14 protein-coding genes are annotated in these 20,840 nt (G+C 42.5%); 4 read left to right on the forward strand and 10 right to left on the reverse strand.

Annotated elements, in window-relative coordinates:
• The first annotated feature begins 460 nt into the window (after positions 1-460).
• Positions 461-2,347, forward strand: a complete 1,887-nt coding sequence (locus IUZ65_RS18615; protein ID WP_195705527.1) for a methyl-accepting chemotaxis protein — start codon at positions 461-463, stop codon at positions 2,345-2,347.
• Positions 2,348-2,810: 463 nt separating this feature from the next.
• Here the strand turns inward: IUZ65_RS18615 and IUZ65_RS18620 are convergent, their stop codons facing one another.
• On the reverse strand, positions 2,811-4,733 hold the full coding sequence (locus tag IUZ65_RS18620; RefSeq protein ID WP_195705528.1) for a hypothetical protein: 1,923 nt from the start codon (positions 4,731-4,733) through the stop codon (positions 2,811-2,813).
• A 277-nt stretch (positions 4,734-5,010) separates the two neighbouring features.
• Here IUZ65_RS18620 and IUZ65_RS18625 point away from each other — a divergent pair.
• A protein-coding gene (locus tag IUZ65_RS18625) for an IS630 family transposase (protein WP_195705529.1) occupies positions 5,011-6,046 on the forward strand; the annotation gives its coding sequence in 2 pieces (ribosomal slippage) (positions 5,011-5,469 and positions 5,471-6,046; 1,035 coding nt in all).
• Positions 6,047-6,606: 560 nt separating this feature from the next.
• On the opposite strand, the gene IUZ65_RS18630 is transcribed toward IUZ65_RS18625, so the two are convergent.
• The 3 genes from IUZ65_RS18630 to IUZ65_RS18640 form a co-directional block, all read right to left on the reverse strand.
• A complete protein-coding gene (locus tag IUZ65_RS18630) occupies positions 6,607-8,349 on the reverse strand; it encodes a methyl-accepting chemotaxis protein (RefSeq protein ID WP_229638244.1) in 1,743 nt (580 codons plus the stop codon).
• A gap of 535 nt (positions 8,350-8,884) precedes the next feature.
• A complete protein-coding gene (locus tag IUZ65_RS18635) occupies positions 8,885-9,952 on the reverse strand; it encodes a tetratricopeptide repeat protein (RefSeq protein WP_195705530.1) in 1,068 nt (355 codons plus the stop codon).
• Between the two features lie 9 nt (positions 9,953-9,961).
• Positions 9,962-11,296, reverse strand: a complete 1,335-nt coding sequence (locus tag IUZ65_RS18640) for an anaerobic sulfatase maturase (RefSeq protein WP_195705531.1) — start codon at positions 11,294-11,296, stop codon at positions 9,962-9,964.
• Between the two features lie 137 nt (positions 11,297-11,433).
• Here IUZ65_RS18640 and IUZ65_RS18645 point away from each other — a divergent pair, with 137 nt between their 5' ends.
• Positions 11,434-12,222: a formylglycine-generating enzyme family protein gene (locus IUZ65_RS18645; RefSeq protein ID WP_195705532.1), complete on the forward strand. Its 789-nt coding sequence runs from the start codon at positions 11,434-11,436 to the stop codon at positions 12,220-12,222.
• A gap of 62 nt (positions 12,223-12,284) precedes the next feature.
• Complete coding sequence (locus tag IUZ65_RS18650) at positions 12,285-13,970, forward strand: alkaline phosphatase family protein (protein WP_195705533.1); 1,686 nt, start codon at positions 12,285-12,287, stop codon at positions 13,968-13,970.
• A 92-nt stretch (positions 13,971-14,062) separates the two neighbouring features.
• Here the strand turns inward: IUZ65_RS18650 and IUZ65_RS18655 are convergent, their stop codons facing one another.
• The 6 genes from IUZ65_RS18655 to IUZ65_RS18680 all read right to left on the reverse strand — a co-directional run bounded on the left by IUZ65_RS18655 (position 14,063) and on the right by IUZ65_RS18680 (position 20,829).
• Positions 14,063-14,968, reverse strand: coding sequence for a LysR family transcriptional regulator (locus IUZ65_RS18655; protein WP_195705534.1), 906 nt, complete (start codon positions 14,966-14,968; stop codon positions 14,063-14,065).
• A 148-nt stretch (positions 14,969-15,116) separates the two neighbouring features.
• Positions 15,117-16,478, reverse strand: a complete 1,362-nt coding sequence (locus tag IUZ65_RS18660; protein WP_195706433.1) for a BatD family protein — start codon at positions 16,476-16,478, stop codon at positions 15,117-15,119.
• 32 nt (positions 16,479-16,510) lie between these two features.
• Positions 16,511-18,205: a VWA domain-containing protein gene (locus IUZ65_RS18665; RefSeq protein WP_195705535.1), complete on the reverse strand. Its 1,695-nt coding sequence runs from the start codon at positions 18,203-18,205 to the stop codon at positions 16,511-16,513.
• Positions 18,198-19,283: a vWA domain-containing protein gene (locus IUZ65_RS18670; RefSeq protein ID WP_195705536.1), complete on the reverse strand. Its 1,086-nt coding sequence runs from the start codon at positions 19,281-19,283 to the stop codon at positions 18,198-18,200. Before IUZ65_RS18670 ends, IUZ65_RS18665 begins: the two co-directional genes overlap by 8 nt.
• Positions 19,276-19,866 carry a DUF4381 domain-containing protein gene (locus tag IUZ65_RS18675; protein ID WP_195705537.1) on the reverse strand — a complete coding sequence of 197 codons (591 nt, stop codon included), beginning with the start codon at positions 19,864-19,866 and terminating at the stop codon, positions 19,276-19,278. Before IUZ65_RS18675 ends, IUZ65_RS18670 begins: the two co-directional genes overlap by 8 nt.
• Entirely contained in the window at positions 19,867-20,829 is a 963-nt protein-coding gene (locus IUZ65_RS18680; protein WP_195705538.1) for a DUF58 domain-containing protein, read from the reverse strand. It lies immediately after the preceding gene.
• Between the last annotated feature and the right edge of the window lie 11 nt (positions 20,830-20,840).

A 20,840-nucleotide genomic window follows, 5' to 3' on the forward strand; every position in this document is an offset into this window, starting at 1 on the left:
CTGATGACCTAATATTCTATCAAACCATTTGTTTAACTTTACATTATTGAAATTTTTCATGATTATCAGTTAATGTTAGATTTATAATTAGCGACTAGACATGCTCATATTTCAGTTACTTTCGGTATTAAATCGATGTAAGAACAATTAAACGAACTCAATTCACATCGATGGGATTTTATTTATTCTTGACAAAAATAATAACTTACTTTTCTTCATTATTGATTAGAACTTAGTCTTTGTTCCGTTTTTATTTAATCTATAAGTTAGGAATATAAAGCAACCATATTTAATAGTCTCTGTATAACCAGCTCTAATTTTGACATTTTAAAATAAATATCTTCACCTAATTTCCATTGCAAACAACACAACAAATCATGGTCAGCATCTGAAAAACTTAAAAATAGAAAACTAGATAATGAATTGTTAATACTTTGATTTTATTAAAGAGAATACATCTATGACTGCAAAAATAAAGATAACTGGCGTTATTGTACTCGTCTTATCTACTATCATCACCTTATTATCAGGTATGGGATACCAAAATTTTAAAGGTGCATCGGTAAATAATTTCACCGAATCTTTGGAAAAAGAAGCGTTTCTAATAGCCAATAGCATCGAACAGCGACTGAATCGAAATTTTGATGTATTGAATACCATGTCGCAACAATTGGCAATCGATTCTAGTGGTGATGTCAATGAGCAAGAATTGATTGCTAATTTAAAGAATATTAGCACGTCGTTAGATGTACTCAACGCATATGTAGCTACTGCTAATGGGGATACATATTCAACGTCGAGTAACGGTTTAGTTGCTGGGTTTAACGCTAAACAGAAACAACGCGAATGGTTTGTACGAGCGTTCAACGGAGATACCAACATCGTTACGACCCCATATACGAGCGCTGAGGGAGATGCTGTCATGTCGATTGCTGTTCCAGTAAAGCGGAACGGTGTTGTTGTTGCGGTACTGTGCACGAACATTCGAGTAGATGTGATCACGCATTTCATCGAGAATTTATCTAAAAGCAATCAGCTATTTGTAAGCCGAAAAGATGGCTATATTCTTGCTGCAAAATACCCAGAATATATTGGCAAAAACTTATTCGAATTACGCCCAAGCTACAGTGAATATGCTAACAATGAGAATAGTCAACATTCTTACACATTTGATGGCCAGTCATATTTCGTCCTTTCTTCAAAACTACCCAATCTTGGATGGACGGTGTGGGCATGGAATGGCTGGGAGGACATCAATGCGGCTTCCAATGCTAACCTTATACAAAATTTGATTGTAGCGGCAATATTCATTTTTCTTTCAGCATCGATTACCTACGCAATCGTGATCAGATTGATGTATCGGCCAATTGGAGGTGAGCCTGATATCATTGAAGCTGTTGTTCTACAAATTGCTAAAGGCGACCTTACTTCATCGGCGACAAGCACCAGCGTTCAAACAGGCATATATGCCGCTATTCTCTCTATGGCAGATAACCTTAAAGGCACTGTCACCGAAATCAATGACACAACGGTATCACTTAATGAGTCATCGACTAAAATTGCTGAATCAGCGGCGTCAGTTAGTCTCAGTTCAGAATCCCAAATGAAACAAATAGAGCTAACCTCTACAGCAATGAACGAGATGACAGTCACCGTTGATGAAGTTGCACGCAACGCAGTGGGAGCGTCAGAGGCTGCATTAGAAGCACACCAACAGTCAGATAATGGAATTCAGACCGTTAAAGAGATGAACCGAAGTATCGAAAACCTCTCTACCGATATACTCCATGTGCAAAGTGTTGTTAATAGGTTAGAACTTGAGACTAAAAGTGTCGGCCAAATACTCGATGTAATTAGAGACATTGCGGATCAGACCAATTTACTCGCACTCAACGCAGCAATAGAAGCCGCACGCGCTGGAGAACAAGGTAGAGGGTTTGCTGTCGTTGCTGATGAGGTTCGCAATCTGGCTAACCGCACACAAGCTAGCACAGATGAAATTCAATCATTAATTGTCAAGCTACAACAAGAATCGAAAACTTCAGTAGATTTAATGAGTAAAAATGCAAACGCAGCAAAAGATACAATACAACTTGCCCAAAAAACCAGTACGGCTTTGCTAACAATACAAACGGCCGTATCTCATATAGAAAATATGAATAACCAAATTGCTACTGCCGCTGAAGAACAGACTGTCGTGGCGGCGGAGATCAATGCTAGTATCGTCGATATCAATGACTTAGCAAAAAATACGTACGACAATTCAATGAGTAACTCACAACAGGCCACAGAATTATCTATGACTGCCGACAAACTGAGCTCTGCAGTTTCAGAGTTTAAACTCTGAGCAACATCATTCACCTTAGTATCATCGTTTCTCAGCAATTTTGAATTGATGTGCAGTTGACATGGTAAAGCAGAATAGAAAGTAGTGGGCTTATAGCTGTCAATATATAAAGCCCACTACGGTTGAGCATTTTGAATAATATTTCGACGATGAAAGCAAGACAAACAGGGAGCTTGGGATCACGATAGTCTTGCTGAGATTCGTACAAAAAAGTAGCTGCACTCACTACTGATAAGTAATAATTCTCTTTTGTATACCGATATACCTTCAGTTAAATCATACATAATAGCAGTAGACTCATCGAATATAGGTAAGATCCGCTCCGTATTAGAATAAGCGAGTTTCTCTTTGTAAACTGATTTAATTTTTATTATTTGGTTTTGGTTAAAGAGAAAAAATCAACGCTACAGAACGCTGATTTTCACTTTGTTTGACTAACAATGTAGTTCTAAAAATTACACCTTTAGTATAGATATACCGCACCTGAATTGGATGCCGACCCAATATCAGATGTTTCCGAGCTATCGACAATAACGCCTGTAGCCCCATTGTCTTCATTATTAGCACCCACCACCAAAGTACTGGCATCGCTGCTGAGCCCTACACTGGTACCGAAAAAATCACCTATCCCAGCATTCGAGGCTTTCACGTAAGCCGTTTGTTCCCAACTACCTTCGTGGTTGCTAAACAGATAAGCCGCACCAGTATTAGTTATTGACTCAGTTTCGATAGTTTCGGAACTATCAGCAAGTATCCCAATAGCGCCATTGTCCTCACCGTATGCACCTACCGCTAAAATGGACCCATTTTCACTTAGTGATACACTGCTACCAAAATAGTCACTACTTCCAGTATTAGAGGCTTTGAAGTAAGCCGTCTGCACCCAACTACCTGTGCTATTTCGAAACAGATAAACCGCTCCGGAATCTGGTAGCAGCCCTGTATCTGTGACTTCCGAACCGTCTGTGATGACCCCACTGACGCCATTGTCTTCGTTTGTTGCACCAACGGCTAAAGTTGAACCATCTCCACTGAAGGCCACACTATTGCCAAACTCATCTAAACTTTCCGTATTAGAAGCTTTGACGTAAGCGATCTGCGACCAGTTTCCTGAACCGTTACTAAAAAGATAGACAGCTCCAGATTGCGTCGCCACCCCTAAATCTACTGTTTCTGAGCCATCCACAATAACCCCTTTCGCGGCGTTGTCTTCAGCCGCTGCGCCTACCGCTATTAAACCGCCATCACCATTAAGCGCGACGCTAGTACCAAAGCCATCACCACTGCTGGTATTTGAGGCTTTCAGGTAAGCCGTTTGTGCCCAGCTCCCCAAACTCTTACTGAAAAGATAGAGAGCTCCAGAGTGTGCTGCCGTCCCCGTATCCGAAGTTTCTGACCCATCAGTGATGACCCCTGTCGCACTATTGTCTTCACTTGGCGCCGCAACTACTAATGTGGCCCCATCGTTACTTAATGCGACACCAAACCCAAACTGGTCGTACGATCCAACATTAGACGCTTTAACGTAGGCGGTTTGCACCCAGTTACCTACGCTATTGCCAAAAAGATAAACCGCTCCGGAATCGGGTGCTGACCCAGTATCAGTCGTTTCTGAGCCGTCAGCGATAACCCCAATGGCGCTATTATCTTCTGTAGGGGCTCCAACCGCTAAAGTACTGCCATCTCCATTGAGTGCCAAGCTGTAGCCAAAATGATCTTGACTGTCCGCATTAGAAGCTTTTAGGTAAGCAACTTGCGTCCAGCTTCCCGACATATTACTGAAGAGATATACGGCCCCCGCATTTGATGCTACCGCAACATCTGTTGTTTCAGAGCCATCGGTGAGAACCCCAACGGCTCCATTGTCGTCATCTCTAGCCCCTACTGCGAGGGTAGACCCATCGCCACTAAGTGCGATACTGTGGCCAAAACCGTCATCCTCTCCCGTGTTCGATGCCTTAAAGTAACCAACCATTTGAACTGCGGTAGAAGCGGTCAGGCTCTCTTCGTTTGACAGTACCACTTCCCCCGAGCCATTTGACGCCATAACGAAATAATCAGTAGTAAGCGCGTCCACTAAACTTGACACACTTATTGTCGCGTTTAGTGAATCTGTCACTGTCGTCAACACGTTGCATTCGTTATTCTTAGATGTATTTTTTTCACACACACTGTAGGTCACACCAGTATCATCTGAAGCAGAAGTCCAGTTCAGCATCATCTGCTTAATATTTGAGTCAGAAGCACTTAACGTTAAAAGATTAAAAGAAGAGATCGAAGAAGTGGCCGCGTTTTCACCACCACCACCACACCCTACCAAAAAACCAAACGCCAAAGGCGTAAGAAAAGAGAATTTAAACCAACGAACAGGGGGTGTTTTTTGCATTTTACGCCTCAACGGAACAATGTATATAACCTAATATTTTCACCGCAAATAACCACTACTTTCTATCGGGACTACTTGACTTAATGCACCATTTACACGGATTGTATGTCCAAATGGGATGCTAAAACCAATTAACACTGGGTTGATGAGAAGCGGCTATTGCTAAGCTCTTAGATTGGAATGGAATGGAATGAAAATAAAAGTATCAGATCGTGTTATACCAATCTAAGTAAAAATATGATCTAATTGAGGCTTCCCAAATCAACCTATTATCGCAATGGATAACTTCAATAATATCGACTTCAAAAAACTGGCCAGCCAACAAAAATCCATCCAAATGAAGATGCGATTATTGGCTCTTTCTCACTTCAAAGATGGACACTCAAGAACTCAGATAGCTAAGTTTCTCAAAGTAAGCAGAACCAGTGTGAACAAATGGGTTCAAGTTTTTCTCGATGAAGGACTGGAAGGTTTACAAGAAAAACCTCGAACTGGTAGACCTGCATTTTTAACTACTAAGCAAAAAGAACAATTAAGCCAATTCATTAAGAATGAGGCTGAAAACCCGTCTGGAGGTCGACTGGTCGGCCATGACATTCATACATATATTGTTCAGGAATTTGGTCAACACTACCACCCTGACTCTATCTATTATTTACTAAATCATATGGGATTTTCGTGGATAACATCTCGTTCGAAACACCCTAAACAGTCAGATGAAATCCAAGAGGATTTTAAAAAAATTCAAAATAGAAACGATCCTTAAAATCCCCGGTCACATTGGGCTTGAGCACGTTGATATCTGGTTTCAGGACGAAGCTAGATTCGGACAACAGAACACCACAACTCGTTTGTGGGCTGAAACAGGAACACGCCCAAGAGCGATAAAACAACAACAATTTGAGTACGCTTATCTGTTCGGTTCTGTTTGTCCTAGCAGAGGAATTGGAGAAGCTATGGTCGTGCCTTGGGTCAACAAAGACATTATGACTGAGCACTTAAAGCAAATAGCCGATATGACAGAAAAAGGGAGACATGCTGTCGTGGTTATGGACGGCGCTGGCTGGCATACAGATGACATCGCTAACGAATTTGATAACGTGAGTATCATCAAACTACCTCCCTATTCACCAGAGCTCAATCCGATTGAGCAAGTGTGGAGTTGGTTACGACAACGTTATCTAGCAAACCAAAGTTTTGAAGATTACGAAGATATCGTTTCCCAAATTTGTTCCGCATGGAATAGTTTCCTAGAGAGCAGAAAAAGGGTAACAAGAATGTGTTCAAGGGCTTGGGTAGACCTGATCAGTTAATTTTCCAGATTGGTGTTAACTTTGTTGATGTCCCTTCGTAACTAAAACACGTCATATTGACTCACTCCGTAGGAAGAGTCACCGTAATATTTATAGAATTCCTGGCGGGTTTATTTATTTTATCAAAGGCTCGTTGCAATATGATTTTGTTATAATGCCAGTTAGTAAAGTACTGTTTGGCTAGCGCTTTTTTATAAAAGTTAAGTGTTGAAGTATTCGAATGCCATTTTCATATGAAAAAATTATCGTGCTGTTGTAATGTGCCGTATTACCCTATTTTTTTTGATAGAGAGTATCCCCATACTGATATCAAAAATTAAATTAAAGTAATACGGCAAACCTATGGTGTTTGTTATCATTACCTAACTCGAATGGCTCACCATTCACTCACACCCGCTACCACATAATTCTTGGAGTCGCATGCATCAAATCTCAGTCAAGAATATTTGTGTCCTAGCGTAACCAACTCGATGGCTAAATAGAACTAAGTGATTTAAGGTAATGTCTAATGCAACGCCTTTTTTTTAACTCAAAGAGCATCATTCTATAAAAATCATGGATTAGTTAAGTCTAAATTTGCTAACAATGCTGACCAATTGTTGATTCGAACTGTTAAGTTGATGTGTGCTGCTTGCTGTTTCATCACCATTATTATTCAGGATTTCTACCATCTCCTGAACAGCAACCATATTTCTATTTATCTCTTCTGTTACAGAACTCTGTTCTTCGGCAGATGTAGCAATCTGCGCCATGACATCGTTTATTTCGACAACAGAATCTGTCATTGAGTGAAGTGAGTCCATTACCTGTGACGTCGTATCAACGGTTTGCTGGCAGCTTTCTTTCGTTGATTTCATACTGGCAACAACGGCGTCAGAACCAGAGCTAAGTTTATCAAGCATTTCATTAATCTCTGTCGTGCTTTGCCTGGTTCGTTCAGCTAGCGCACGAACTTCATCGGCGACCACCGCGAAACCACGGCCATGTTCTCCTGCTCGTGCCGCTTCAATAGCAGCATTTAATGCTAACAGGTTAGTTTGTTCAGCTATATCACCAATTACATTCAATACTTTGCCAATTTGTGCTGTATCGCCACTCATCGAAATAATGGATTGAGAGGTATGTTCAACTTCATCAACTAATGCGGTAACTCTGTCAACAGCCTGTTGAACAATAATCTTAGATTGTTCTGCCTCTTCATTAGTGATTTGCGTTTGTCTTGCCGCCGTTGAAGCGTTTTTCGCTACGGCATCGGCCGTCGAATTCATTTCATTAATGGACGTTACTGCCATTTCCATTTCAGCGGCATGTCCTTTAAGTAGATTCTGGCTGGAATCAGCTTGGCTTTTCAGCAATGAAATTTCATTATTGATATTTCCACTTGAATAGGAAACATCCCGCATCATATTTTGCAGGTTTTCAATAAACTGATTAATACCCTCGGCCATTTCACCTAACTCATCTTGAGTGTCGACTTTTAATCGATGGGTTAAATCACCACTGCCATTAGCAAGGTCGGTAATGATGTTTCTCAATCCCACAATTGGCTTAAAGGCTATATTTAGTGCCACGATACTTAAAGGAACAATAATCGCAGCAGCGATAAGCAGTGCGATAGTAATAGACCCATTTAAACTGTCTGTATTCTTTTGTATAAAGCTTTTGTCAATGAATCCTGTGAGGGTCCACTGCTTGCTGCCAACATTGAAGGTATTTACTACTGGGATTAAATCTCCATCTACTTTGTTCGAGAATATAACAGTCCCAGCGGAATCTTTTAATTCTACATAGCTACCTTCTACTGCTGAAGATTCCAGAAGTGCTTGTATTTCGGTTAAATTGATGATGAACAGATCTCCTCCCGCGTTACCACGTGGCATCGCAATGGTGAGATATGGGACATCATTTTCAAAATAGATGTCACTAATAGCAGCTTCAGTACCTTCAGTTATTATTTTTGACTTATGTTTCTCAATTTCATTGGTGTCATCAATACTGCCGTCTTTATTAAATAAAAGATCATAAGAGAGTTTGATGATGTCTTCAAATCCAGTGGTATTTAATGTCGATTCAATTTCTGTAACGCTGAAATTAGAACTCTTGGCTAGTCGAACATCATTGCCTATATCTCCCACCAATTTATCTTTTACCAAGGTTAACTGGTTCTGAATATTCTTAGTATCAGACAACGAAATATACTGACTAATATAGTAATTTGCACTTAAGAAAGAAGTGAGAACTGACACAGCAATAATAGATATTAGTAGCGCAAGTACTTTTACTCTAAAGGGAATTTTTTTCATAATGTATAGTTTCGTCTTCTTAGCCGACTAAAACTCTATAGAGAGTTTTAGTGCAATTAATATAGAAAAGTTGATATTTTTAATTCGAATTCGCGGAATGAAATAATACGTACCATCGTTCTTACAACGTTATACCCGTTTGATCTGAAATTTCTATCGTCACACTTTTTCTGTCAATAGGATCTAGGTGAGCACTAAAAGGTTAACAATATAATAACCTTTCAAAATGAAAGAGTTAATGTCCTAAAGTATCGAAGGACTGTCCTTTAGCATCAAAAAGGTTAGGTTTATCAATCAAAACTGCCTCCTATAAACCTCAAAATAAGAATACTTATGTTGAGGTTTCAATTGAATTTCATATACATAAAAACACACACCAAAGCGTTTCATTTTCAATAATTGGGATGGTTGATATGGAAGGGAGAACTTTGGAGCGTGCAGTGGGGTTTGTCTTGAATGACATGTTTACTGATGCATGAATAACAAGGAGATGACGTTTATAGATGCCCATTCGGAAATACTGTCATACCGATGGTTAACTTGAAAATTCAACATTGTTTAACTTGGTATTATCGTTCACTCGCTTTTCTTTAAGCTGTTCAATCACATACTCTGGTGCCACTTCCCCAAGCTCACCTAAGCACTCATCGGTTTTATCATGACCGTATCGAACGTAGATATCACACACAGCGTATAATTGTTCTGGTGAGCCTGTGATTAGGTATGCTTTTTCAAACGATTTCGTTGATTTGTCGACGTCCCATTCTTCTTGAAGAACGCCATTCAAATACCAGTAGTAACTGTTATCTTTTGCTAGTCGCGCCGCTAACTCTATTTCGTGAGCTGCGCTCTTTTTCTGCTCTAAACGAACTAAGGTCAATGACTTGGAGTAATGCAACGCAGCATTACTTGGGATTTGTTCGATACCACGATCTAACACAGTAAGCGCATCATTATCTTTGTTCTGAGATCGAAAATTATCCGCGTAGCTCAACCATACATGTGCGTCATCCACATGAGATTGCGCTAACTCGACGTAAATCGTATCAGCCTTGCTCCATTCATTATGCCAACGTAAAACGTCTGCCAATAACAACTGGTACTTTTTAGACTGTTGAGTTTCTAGATACGTAATAAGAGCCACTACTGCCGGTTCAATAACCACTTTCTGTACGTCGTTTAGCGCATTGTAATCACGTACTAAACTCGAAGCCGAGTGATGACGAACCATCGTGTCATTATCTTTTAGCAATGGGGAAACCAAGGTCCAACGGTGCTCTAACTGATAGGGTGCCGAACCAATGATTGCCGCTTCTCTTATATTTGGATTTCGATCTTTAAGCCCTCTAGCTACTGCAACTAGTGCATTCTGGCTGGGGTAATTGGTTAGTTCCTGTAGTGCCCCTGTACGGTTTTCAATCGATTGATTCTGATCTTGTGCCATATAAGACAGCTGCTGGATACGGGTTTGGGCGTCTTGTGTCTTCAGTACTTGGCTAACATTATGAGGCGCCGCCGCGGGTGTTACTTGAGCAGGATCGGCGGACATTGCAGACGTTGAAATCAGTACAGCAACAACAGCGGCCGTTAAATTTTTCTTCATATGGCTGTATTAACTCTCTTCATACGATGACATTTCAAAGGTCGTTTGTTGTGTACGACGTGCCAACATTACTGAATCGCTAAATTTACCGTGTGCGACAGGGTGACCCATTGCTCGCAATAGGTAAGCCATTGACTTATCAACGTGTAAAAAGAACTTATACCAACCTGCACACAAATAGTTTAAACCTGGCTCTCCGGAACGAGTTTTGATGAATCGATTCTTAGGGCACTCACCGTAACAAGCAAACTTGTAATCACACTGCTGGCATTGGCTTGTTAATGTGCGCGATTTAGCAAAACCAAACTCTTGTTGTGGTGCGCTGTAAGCCATGTCATCGAGTTTTTGAAGGTGAATATTCCCTATTTTGTACTCAGGGTAAACATAATGGTCACAAGCAAATACGTCGCCATTTGGCTCCATAGCTAAACCTTTGCCACAGATTTGATTCAAGGTACAAAGCGGGTTCGGACGCCCCATCCACGTTTCAATACTGGCCTCAAAATATTGAACGAATACCTGACCAATGTCGTTTTTCGCCCATTCGTCAAATACTGTTATTAAGAAGTTGCCCCATGCAAGATCAGAAACACACCACGGCTCCATAATAGAATCTTTGTTACCCGGAATGAGACTCTTGCTGCCTTGTGTCAACTGTTCACTCAGTTGAGTGGTTTGTGGCGCAACGGTACGGAATGTCTTTTGCTCAACAATTGGGATGAATTGCATTTGTGGGGATTTAACGACATCACGTAGAAAACGATACACTTCCAATGGATTCTGGCTAGTTAAGTTGTTCACACACGTTAAGGTAGCAAACTTAATTTTGTGTTTATGCAGTAGCTCAACGGCTTCCATCACTTGATTAAAGGTTCCACGACCTGCTCGGTTAGTGCGGTAGGCATTGTGAAGCAATTCAGGGCCATCAATACTCAAGCCAATAAGAAAGTTATTCGTTGCTAAAAATTCACACCACTCGTCATTGAGTAATGTCCCGTTGGTCTGTAAATCGTTTGAAATCATCACACCACTCGGCTGATATTTTTTTTGCAAGTCCACGATTTTCTGGAAATATTCCAAACCAAGTATGGTTGGCTCACCACCCTGCCAAGAAAATATAATCTCCGGGGTGTTTTGCCCTTTAATATACTGACGAACGTAGGTTTCTAACGTTTCATCATCCATCTTTGGAGTACAACCTTTCTTGTACTCCAATAAATCTTGCTTACTTAGATAATAACAGTAGGTGCAATCAATATTACACGCCGCTCCAATGGGTTTAGCCATCACATGTAATCGTTTCGAAGCCTTGCCGTTATATTGCGGACCTTGAGTAATATGCATGATTTATGTACCTATATTAGTGTCTTACTATCATAGTAAATCTGATCGATATCCGCTGCTCGTTATACCCTTTATAACCAATTGGAATGACCTTAAACGTTAGAATTGTGATCTCTTTCGTCTATTTGAGGCACGCAATGAAATTCATGAATTACAAATATTTAGCCACGATCAGCAGCGCAACGATGGCGATTGCTCTCAGCGGCTGTGCTAGCGTGCCTACCCACCCCATAACTCAGCAAATTGATCAAGATATGGTGTTTGTCGAAGGCGGAACTTTCACCATGGGTTCAAACAGCCCACTAGCCAAAAAAGCAGAGAAACCAGCTCGCGATGTGACCGTAGACAGTTTTTACATCGCTAAATTCGAAGTGACTCAAGCGCTGTTCGAATCTGTGATGGGCTCATCTCTCAGCTACTTCAAAAACCCGCAAGTCCCCGTCAACAACCTGAGTTGGCAGCAAGCCAATTACTTTGTTGAGCAATTGAATGAACTAACTGGCGAAGAATACCGATTACCAACCGAATCTGAGTGGGAATTTGCAGCCAAAGGTGGCAATAAAAGCCAAAACTTTACCTATAGTGGTTCTAACAACATAGACGATGTTGCGTGGTACTCGGCAAATTCAAAAAATAGCGCCCATCCAGTCGGGTTAAAGAAACCAAATGAACTAGGCTTATATGACATGACCGGAAACGTTGGTGAGTTTGTGATCGATGCATTCGATGACACTTACTATCGATTTGGTCCAATTGATAATCCAAATAACGCAAAGCACAGCGACATCAACCTCTCTCACAAGTCAGTTCGAGGCGGAAGTTTTGCATATGATTTTGATGAGTCAGAGAACTACCGACGCGATTTTGCCAGCCAATCTATCACCATGTCGGACATGGGCTTACGCTTAGTTAAAGAGGCAAACTAATTATTACAGATTCCGGAAACATGCCAACTAAACGCTAACGCAATATTGAATAAGGACACTCTATGCAATACACCAAGCTTTCAGGAATGACCCTCCTGTTACTCTGTGCTTTTCCTGCTTCTGCAGCCGAAGGGAAGCCAGATTTAGTCCTACAGATTACAGTAGATGGGCTACGGGCCGATCTAATTGAAAGATATAAGCATAATTTTGGTGAAGGTGGTTTTCGCTATTTAATGGATGATGGCACGTACTATACCAATGCCAATTACCAACACGGCAACACGGAAACTATTGTCGGTCACGTGTCTCTTGCGACCGGCGCGCCACCGAGTGTGCACGGAATGGTAGGTAACGTTTGGTACGACCGTAGCGAAGAGCGTTTGGTGTATAACGTAGAAGATGCCAACTATGAAATATTGACCTCCGGAGCCGGTGTTGATAAATCCACAGAGATCGATCCAACCCAAAAGACAGCACTTAGAGACGGCCGCTCTCCTGAGCCTATCCTATCGACCACCTTTGGTGACGAGCTGATTATCTCAAATAGTGGACAGTCAAAAGTATTCGGTGTATCAGTAAAAGACCGTGGTGCCATCTCGCTCGCGGGTCACAGTGGCAAAGCTTTTTGGTTCTCTAAAGCTCAATCGGAGTTCGTAACCAGTAATTATTACTACGACGAGTACCCTGATTGGGTTACACGTTGGAATGAAAAAGAGATTGCTCGCCAATACTCTAAGAAAAAATGGGCGCTATCCCTGCCACGTGATAAATACACGTTAGAGGAGTACAACACCGATCATAAAGTCGAGCTTGGAAGTTTTCGGCGGACCTTCCCTCATCCTTATGGACCTTCAAGTTACAAATATTACAGTACAACATTGACCGTGAGCCCTGCCGGAGATGAGATCACAGAAAATTTTGCTAGCACATTGCTAATGCAGGAGAAGCTTGGCCAAGGCGACGTAACTGATTACCTTTCCGTGAGCTTTTCATCTAACGACTATGTAGTTCACCTGTACGGGCCAGAAAGTCTAGAAACAGAAGACAACTTGATCCGACTCGACAAAACACTTGCGAAGCTTTTGAAAACAGTCGATAACCAAGTCGGCTTAAAAAATACATTGATTGTCCTTTCTGCTGACCACGGGGTTCCTGAGTCATCACCTGCTGTAAACGCTTTAGGTTTCCAAAAAGCACGGTACTTCAATAAAGATACCCTTCTATCTCAAGGTGTAGAACAACGATTAAAGAATGAGTTCGGCTTGAGTAAAGATGCGATACGCTTGTATGCACAACCGTATATCTATTTAAACCATGACGTCATCGCTAAGAAGAAGCTCGACCTAGCCAAGGTCCAAAATGCCATTGCAGAGGAAATCGCTAAGGTGAAAGGAGTCGCTTTCGCGGTATCAAGTAGCGATATAGCGACCAACCGTGTCCCCAACACTCATGTTATGCGGTTGATTACCAATAACTACCACCCTGCTCGTTCTGGTGACGTGTATGTAGTGTTTGCGCCTCGGAGCTACATCAACGATATGGACGGTCTACAGATTGCGTCTACTCATGGTTCACCATGGCGTTACGACACTCATGTTCCGGTCATTTTCGCAGGTTATGATGTAGATGCGCAGAAAGTCACCCGAGCAATCACCCCTTATGATATCGCTCCAACGTTATCGAATAAGTTGGGAATTACCCAACCAAGTGGCTCCATTGGTGAAGTGCTTAAGGAAATTACCGAATAGCTATAGCTAACGAGTTGGAAGGCTAACTAATTAGAAAAACAGAAAGAGCCGCTTATCTGTTCTGACTGACTCAGTCAAAACAGTTAAGCGCATTAACGGCTTAAGCCTTTAGCCGCTGCTATAATCTTAGATCTCAGCCATTTGTGGCTCTGTTCATTCGTTCTACTTGGGTGCCAGATCATACACAAGTTTAGGTTATCCAGTTGGAACGGTAGTGGTAGTGTTTTCACATTGTATTTTGAAGAAAAACAACGAACCGATGAAATCGGCAACACCCCAATGTAATCAGAGCCTTCAATTACAGGCAACATCTCAACCGCCCCTGCGGCTCTGTAAACGATTCTACGCTTCTCTAAATCACTAAAGTGCTCTGAGCTTAATAAGCTTTTACGAGCATGCCAACGCGACACAACAACGTGTTCCTGCTCAAGAAATTGCATCATGTCTATTGAGTCATGGATGGTAGGGTGATCAGCACGACACACAACCACCAACTCTTCTGACGAGATAACCTCATGCTTAAGCATGGTTCGGCCTCTTGGCGTCATGTCGATAATGACATCATGACGCTGCAAGCGCAGATCTGACTCGTAATCTTCTGTGAATAACGGTGGAACTTCCAAAGCAATCCCAGGCGCACTTTTACTGATCAACTTCATTGCTCTCGGCATTAATTCATAACTTGCTGTAGAAACACAGGCAATCGAGAACACTCTGCTCGATATTTTAGGATCGAAATCTCGAGACGCCGATAATGTCGAAGTAAAGTTCTTCAGTGCCGCGGCCATTGCAGGATAAATATCTGAGGCAAATGTCGTCGGTTCTACGCCGGATGTTGTTCTGTGGAACAAAGGCTCATTGTAAACGTCTCTAAGCCTCGCTAACGCCTTACTGACTGCAGGCTGACTTATATTCATGCGAATCGCGGCGCGAGATAGATTTTGTTCTTCATAGATCGCGACAAAAATAGGAATTAAATTAAGTTCAGTACTTTTCATATATTTCCAAAATAAAGAAGCCGGTTCTTCGTGGTAGATAACTAGCTGGTTAAGTTCAATATGATTTACCAAAAAGTTGTGCGTAATGGTGCGTCAAATCCAAGTATGAGTTGCTACTTATCAGTGCAAAACGGACGACCAACCATTTTTACTTCGATTTATCTTTCAAGCCTGCTAACGCTTTAGGAAATCTCCATCGACGCAGGTATTTTAGGTTCCAAGGCCGATGCAATGCGGTGCGATAATACAAATTAGCATCTAAAGCTTTTGATTCCGCATACGCCCGAATACCACGTGACACTTTCATCGCTAACACGTTATCTTCAGTCCCACTTTGGAATTTCTGAGCATCGTCTTGCCAGTTCGGTTTTGATTTTACCTTACTCAGCTCGAGTTCAGAAGTCGCTACTCGAAGCTGCTTATAAATGAATGTTCGAAGCTGAGGCCAGTTACCCGCTTTTAATAATCGACGGAGCACAAGCCAGCTAGGCGTTGGACGATTTCGGTAGTAGTGCTTAATCGCGAAAAGTGAACTGATAAATATCACTAAACCAATAACAGAAAAAATAAATACATGCATGTAGGCCTTTAAGAAGGATTTTAGCGTGTGTCTTGCCTTAAAAGCCTGACCTTCAACGACGATGCTTTCAAGACGTTGGTTCTTACTATTCCACCACTGGAACGAAAATTCAGGTAAGGCAAATTCGCCGCCTTGTTGGATAACATACACCGACTCTTCCACTCGGCTCGAACGATAATCCCCACGATCTTGTGTATCATCTAAACGATTCGGCTGCGGGTACACTTGGTACTGCTGAGTGGATTCATTCGTCAATACATTTGGTAGCAACACCGACAAACTGTCTTTCGCTCTAATTATAACGGTACGAGTAATCGCATCTCCTACCTTCAGCTCTTCATTCGATCGTTGCCATTGCTGTTCAATACTAATGTACGATGCTGAAAACCAAGGTGACTTGTCACTGAGTAACCCAGAAGGTAAAAAGGCTTCGAATTGAAGAGATTGGGTATACAAGGTTCCCGCTACGTTTGAGCCATCTGGTGCTGAGACTTGCACTCCAACTGGAATTCTAGGGATAACAAATTTACCTGCCGTTTGTGGGTAGAGCGTCACTTCCCAACGTTGACGAGACCAGGTTGTTCCACCCACTCGTTCTGTGTAATTAGTGGCTAATTGATTACGCTGTTTTGCAATCACATTGGGGATGTCGATACTTCCAATTCGAGTACCACCAGTGAGCCAGCGAGGAGTGGCAACTTCAATGGTGAATATCACCTGTTCATTAACACTGACTTTTTCCGGCTCAACCTTGGCTCCTGCTTTAGGTTTCTCCCCTACCCATGCTAGGATTTCAACGTCTCTATTATTCCGAAGTTCATAAATATCGGTAGCAAAAGTCATTGATGGAAACGTACAGGTTATCAATAACAATGCCTTAAACAACCAATGCGTTGGCTGCTTATATGCGTTCGATACAACCCATTTCATTCGTAGTAAATTTAACACTTCACGATATAAAATCATTGTAATTCCTCTTCCTTGACCGCAGAAACAGGGTTTCTTAATTGGATCTGAAATTTTGCCTTCAAGAAGTGCTTAGGATCGGCCTCAACTCGTTTCAACCATTTATCAGCAAGCTCTTGACTGCCCAATATCTCGTTGGCGTTCAAGGTCTCTTTTAACATCAATTCCGCCACCGTTTTTTCTTCTGCGCCATCACCCTTTTGTGGTTTATCTGAATCCAATTCGATCGACTCTTCAGGGCCATCTGTCGTTCCAGATTGACTCTCGCTGGTTCTATTCACTTCTTCAACAATACCGTTAATCACCAATAGATTGTGCTCAATATCGGATCTTAGTTCTGCAGAGATATCGGGCTTTTCACTGAGTCCTACCAATAAATCTCGAGCCGCAAGATACTCTCGCTGCCTCGCCAATGCACTCGCTGCGTTGTACAGCCCTAAGTTAGATTCTGCTTGTAGAAACGCACTGTGAGCCAGCTTAAAGTTACGAGCATAATAATAAGCAGCGCCTCTTCTCATTGGATCATTAAAATGCTTGGCGGCTTCAAGATACTCTTGTTGGTTGAGTAAACGTTGCCCTTGCTGATCTGGCGTTAACCACAAGTCCCACCACCATTGAGCGGTTTTATCCAACATTGTGATGGATTCTACTACCACTGGCTTCTCAGCGGTTAAGCTGACCGTTTTTGCCAAAGTACTTGGAGAATACATGGTGCCCGTGACCAAAATACCGACCACACACCATTGCACTAACCAACCCTTTCGGAACCACAACAACATGATGAATGCCATTGGCAGTAAGAGGCTGTATCCCATGTCTTTCCATGGCATCGAAGATTCACCGTTGAGCTGCATATTTCTCTCAATCGATTTATTCAACTGTTGAATGTCTGTGCTATCGACGGTCACTTCAATTAAACGCCCGCCTGTTTTGCTTGCTAAACTACGAAGAGAGTTAAGGTCTATTGGGTTATCACTTACTACATCACTGTTACCAGCGGCCAAAATAAGCAGCTGGTATGGGCTCTCGGTGAAGAAGGTTTCAAACACTTTTATCGTGGTTGGATTAACCCCATCAGAGACGAGCAAAACCGTCGAACCTAACTCGCCCGATAACTGTTGATTAACCAAAGGCAACGCCGCTTCCGCCGCTTTTCCCGATACAGGCATAATGTCTGGCGTTATCGCAGCAAGGAACGGTTCGAATACTTTACTGTCTTGAGTCAAGGGCATCGCGACATGAGCACTTCCTGCATACACAACTAAACCCGTATTCCCACCTTTTCGAGCCGCTAATAAGTCTCTAATTTTTTGCTTGGAACGTTCTAATCGGCTTGGTGGTAAATCCTTTTCAAGCATCGATTCACTATTGTCTAACACGACCAGCATTGAGGCTTTATCCTCACCAAATGGAGATGCTTCACGCAGCCATGTTGGCCCAGAACAAATAATGATAGCGATGGTTACAATTACCATCAGAAGCTTAAGCGGTAATTGCTTTTTCCAACCAGTTTCCCCAATAGTTAACGCATCACGCAAGTGTGCGGGAAGGATGTCTTTCCATGATGGTTTAGTCTCTTCTCTCCAACGAATCCATAACAGTAGATACATTGGGACAAATGCCAGCAACCATAACGGGCGAATAAAATGAAATTGAGTAACAAACTGCTGCAATACGAGAGAATCAAACATCGTTCTCTCCTTTCAAATTTTTAGTTGAAGACACTAGAAACAATCGTCGGCGCAACGTCGCCAAACTGAAAGCGGTTAAATACATCACAACGACAATCGCCATCAGGTAGTGATGTAAACCTTGTTTAGGTCGATACGTGGTACTTTCATATAATTGAGGTTCCAACTTGCCAATTTGAACATACGCCTTATTTAACTCGTCACGATTGAGCGCTTCAAAAGCTTCGCCACCGGATTCCTTCGCAATTCGATTGATGGTCGCTATATCAAGCGCGACTTCGCCGATGGTTTGCGGGTCTCCCATCGCTATCATATGGATTCGCACACCTTTCGCTTTAGCCACTTTGGCTGCATCAACGGGCTCTACGAAGCTCCCAGTGTCATTACCATCGGTCAACACGATTACGACTTTTTCTCTCTCAGTCGCACCCAAACCATTTTCTGTATTTTGTGATGATAAGGTTTGTTTGGCGCTTTGTTCGAATACTTTTATCGCTAAACCCATTGCATCACCTAAATGCGTGCTTTGCCCCGCCATTGCGACATCCGTTTGATTTAATAGCTCAAGCCATACATCTTGGTCGGCTGTAAAAGGAGTTTGAACAAACGCAGCATCACCAAACAGAATCAACCCTAAACGGTCGCCTTTTCTGGTTTTAACAAAGTCAGCGAGCACCTCTTTGGTCGCATCCAAACGTGAGATTTTTTTCCCTTGATTAGAAATAAAATCTTGTTCCGCCATTGAACCTGACAGGTCGACAACGACCATCACATCACGTCCAAATTGTTCACGAACTTGAGGTTCTCCTAATATCGTCGGTTTCGCCAACGCACAAACCACCATCACCCAGGTGATGATTAGCGTGGTTCTTTGCCACCAACTTGGCGTCAACTGACTCGCACCTTCTGAAGGCGCCTCACCAAGCGCTTCAACGAGATCTCGGAAGAAAGGTACCTTGATTGCCATTTGCTTGGTGCGATAAGCCGGCACTGCGAAGTAAACCAATGCAGGCAGGGGTAACGCGATAAACCATAACGGTTGAACAAATTCAAAGCTCACAGACAAGCTATCAAACATCGTTAGACTCCCCACGCTTCGTATTCACAACTTTGAACTGCATTGCTTTGGTTTTCACTTCGATGCTCTGCACTTCATTGGCCAGTGCGGGTCGCTTGTGCCGCTTTAACCACGATATCGATTTTTGAATGACTTCCAGACGCTGGTCCAAGGTCAATGTCAACCTCGGGTTAATCAAACTTTGCATCCACAAACTCGCTAAATCATCATTGAATAATTTTGCGGTTTTTGGACTATTTGGGCAGTAACTGTTCAATCGTTCTAAATAGGCTTGCCCAAATAGGTTGGCATTACGACTGTCCAAATAACGAATCACAACCTTAATTATTTTAAACGCTTGCTCTGCTGAGTTTTTATCTCGCGCATCCAATAACATCAGCGCTCTCAGAGCCTCTTTACGATAACGGTTATGCCACCAACTGAGCGCTAAGCGATAACCGACATATAAGCCTATCAGCGCTAGTGCCATGCCTACGATCTTCCACCCAATGGTTTGAGGCATCCAGCTAACGCTATCTGGAATAGCGACGTCGTGTAATTCGCGTAGGATATACGTACTAGGAGGCGTATGTTCAATCGACATTTAGCGTCCTCCTATTAACTTTTGTAACTGAGCGATATGATCACCTGACGTATCTAGTTCGATATAAGGCAAATGTTTCACTGCCATCAATTTAACAAGAGATTGTTTTTGGTGTGTTGCTTTCTGGGCAAGGCTTTCGCTCGCTATCTTCACTTTTGTTAAGCTATCAAGGTTGATCTGAAAACGTCCGTCCCCTACCACCCAGTTGGCGCTAGCAAGGTCTCTGGGCAAAGATTGCTCTAAAGGATCGGTCACCATAATCGCAAGAATGTCGTTATGTTGTTGAAGTTGTTTCAATTTGTCTAGGTGTTGCTCTTGGCAATCGCGCCAATCACTAATAAAAATCAGTGTTGATTGCTTCATCCTCATTCGCTTAATCCGCTCAATCCATTGGTCGAAACCGACATCCTCACTGTCAATCACATTAACGTCTAAGCTTTGATTCGCTTGTGCTAAACGCTTAAGTTGCGACAGTAAATCTGACTGAGAGCGTTGAGCTTTGGTGTGGAACAATTTCTGGTGCGCCGCTAACACGAAGCCAACCCGGTCGCCGTCTTTAAGCCCTCGCCACCCGCACACGGCAGCCACTTCTGCGGCCACGACAGATTTCATCGTAGTTTGAGAGGCAAAAAACATTGAGCTACGTTGGTCGACGCATATAATAACATTTCGATCTTTTTCTTCCGTATAGCTCCGAACATGAGGCTTGCCCGTTCGCATCGTCACTTTCCAATCAAGGTTACGAATATCATCACCGGGTTGGTAGTGACGTAGCTCTTCGAAATTCAGACCACGTCCACGGAATAAGGCGTTGTGTCTGCCCGAAAGTACGCTGCCTGCGTTCAAATGTGGAAGCAGAGAAAAGGATTCTGCTTGAGACTGGAGTCTCACCAACCCTGCGTAGTCACAGTAGAGACGAGAATCGAGACCTTGTGACTTGGGAGCCTGTATTGGCTTAGCCATAGCGCCCCCTG

It is taken from the genome of Vibrio sp. VB16, assembly GCF_015594925.2.
GTDB lineage: Bacteria > Pseudomonadota > Gammaproteobacteria > Enterobacterales > Vibrionaceae > Vibrio.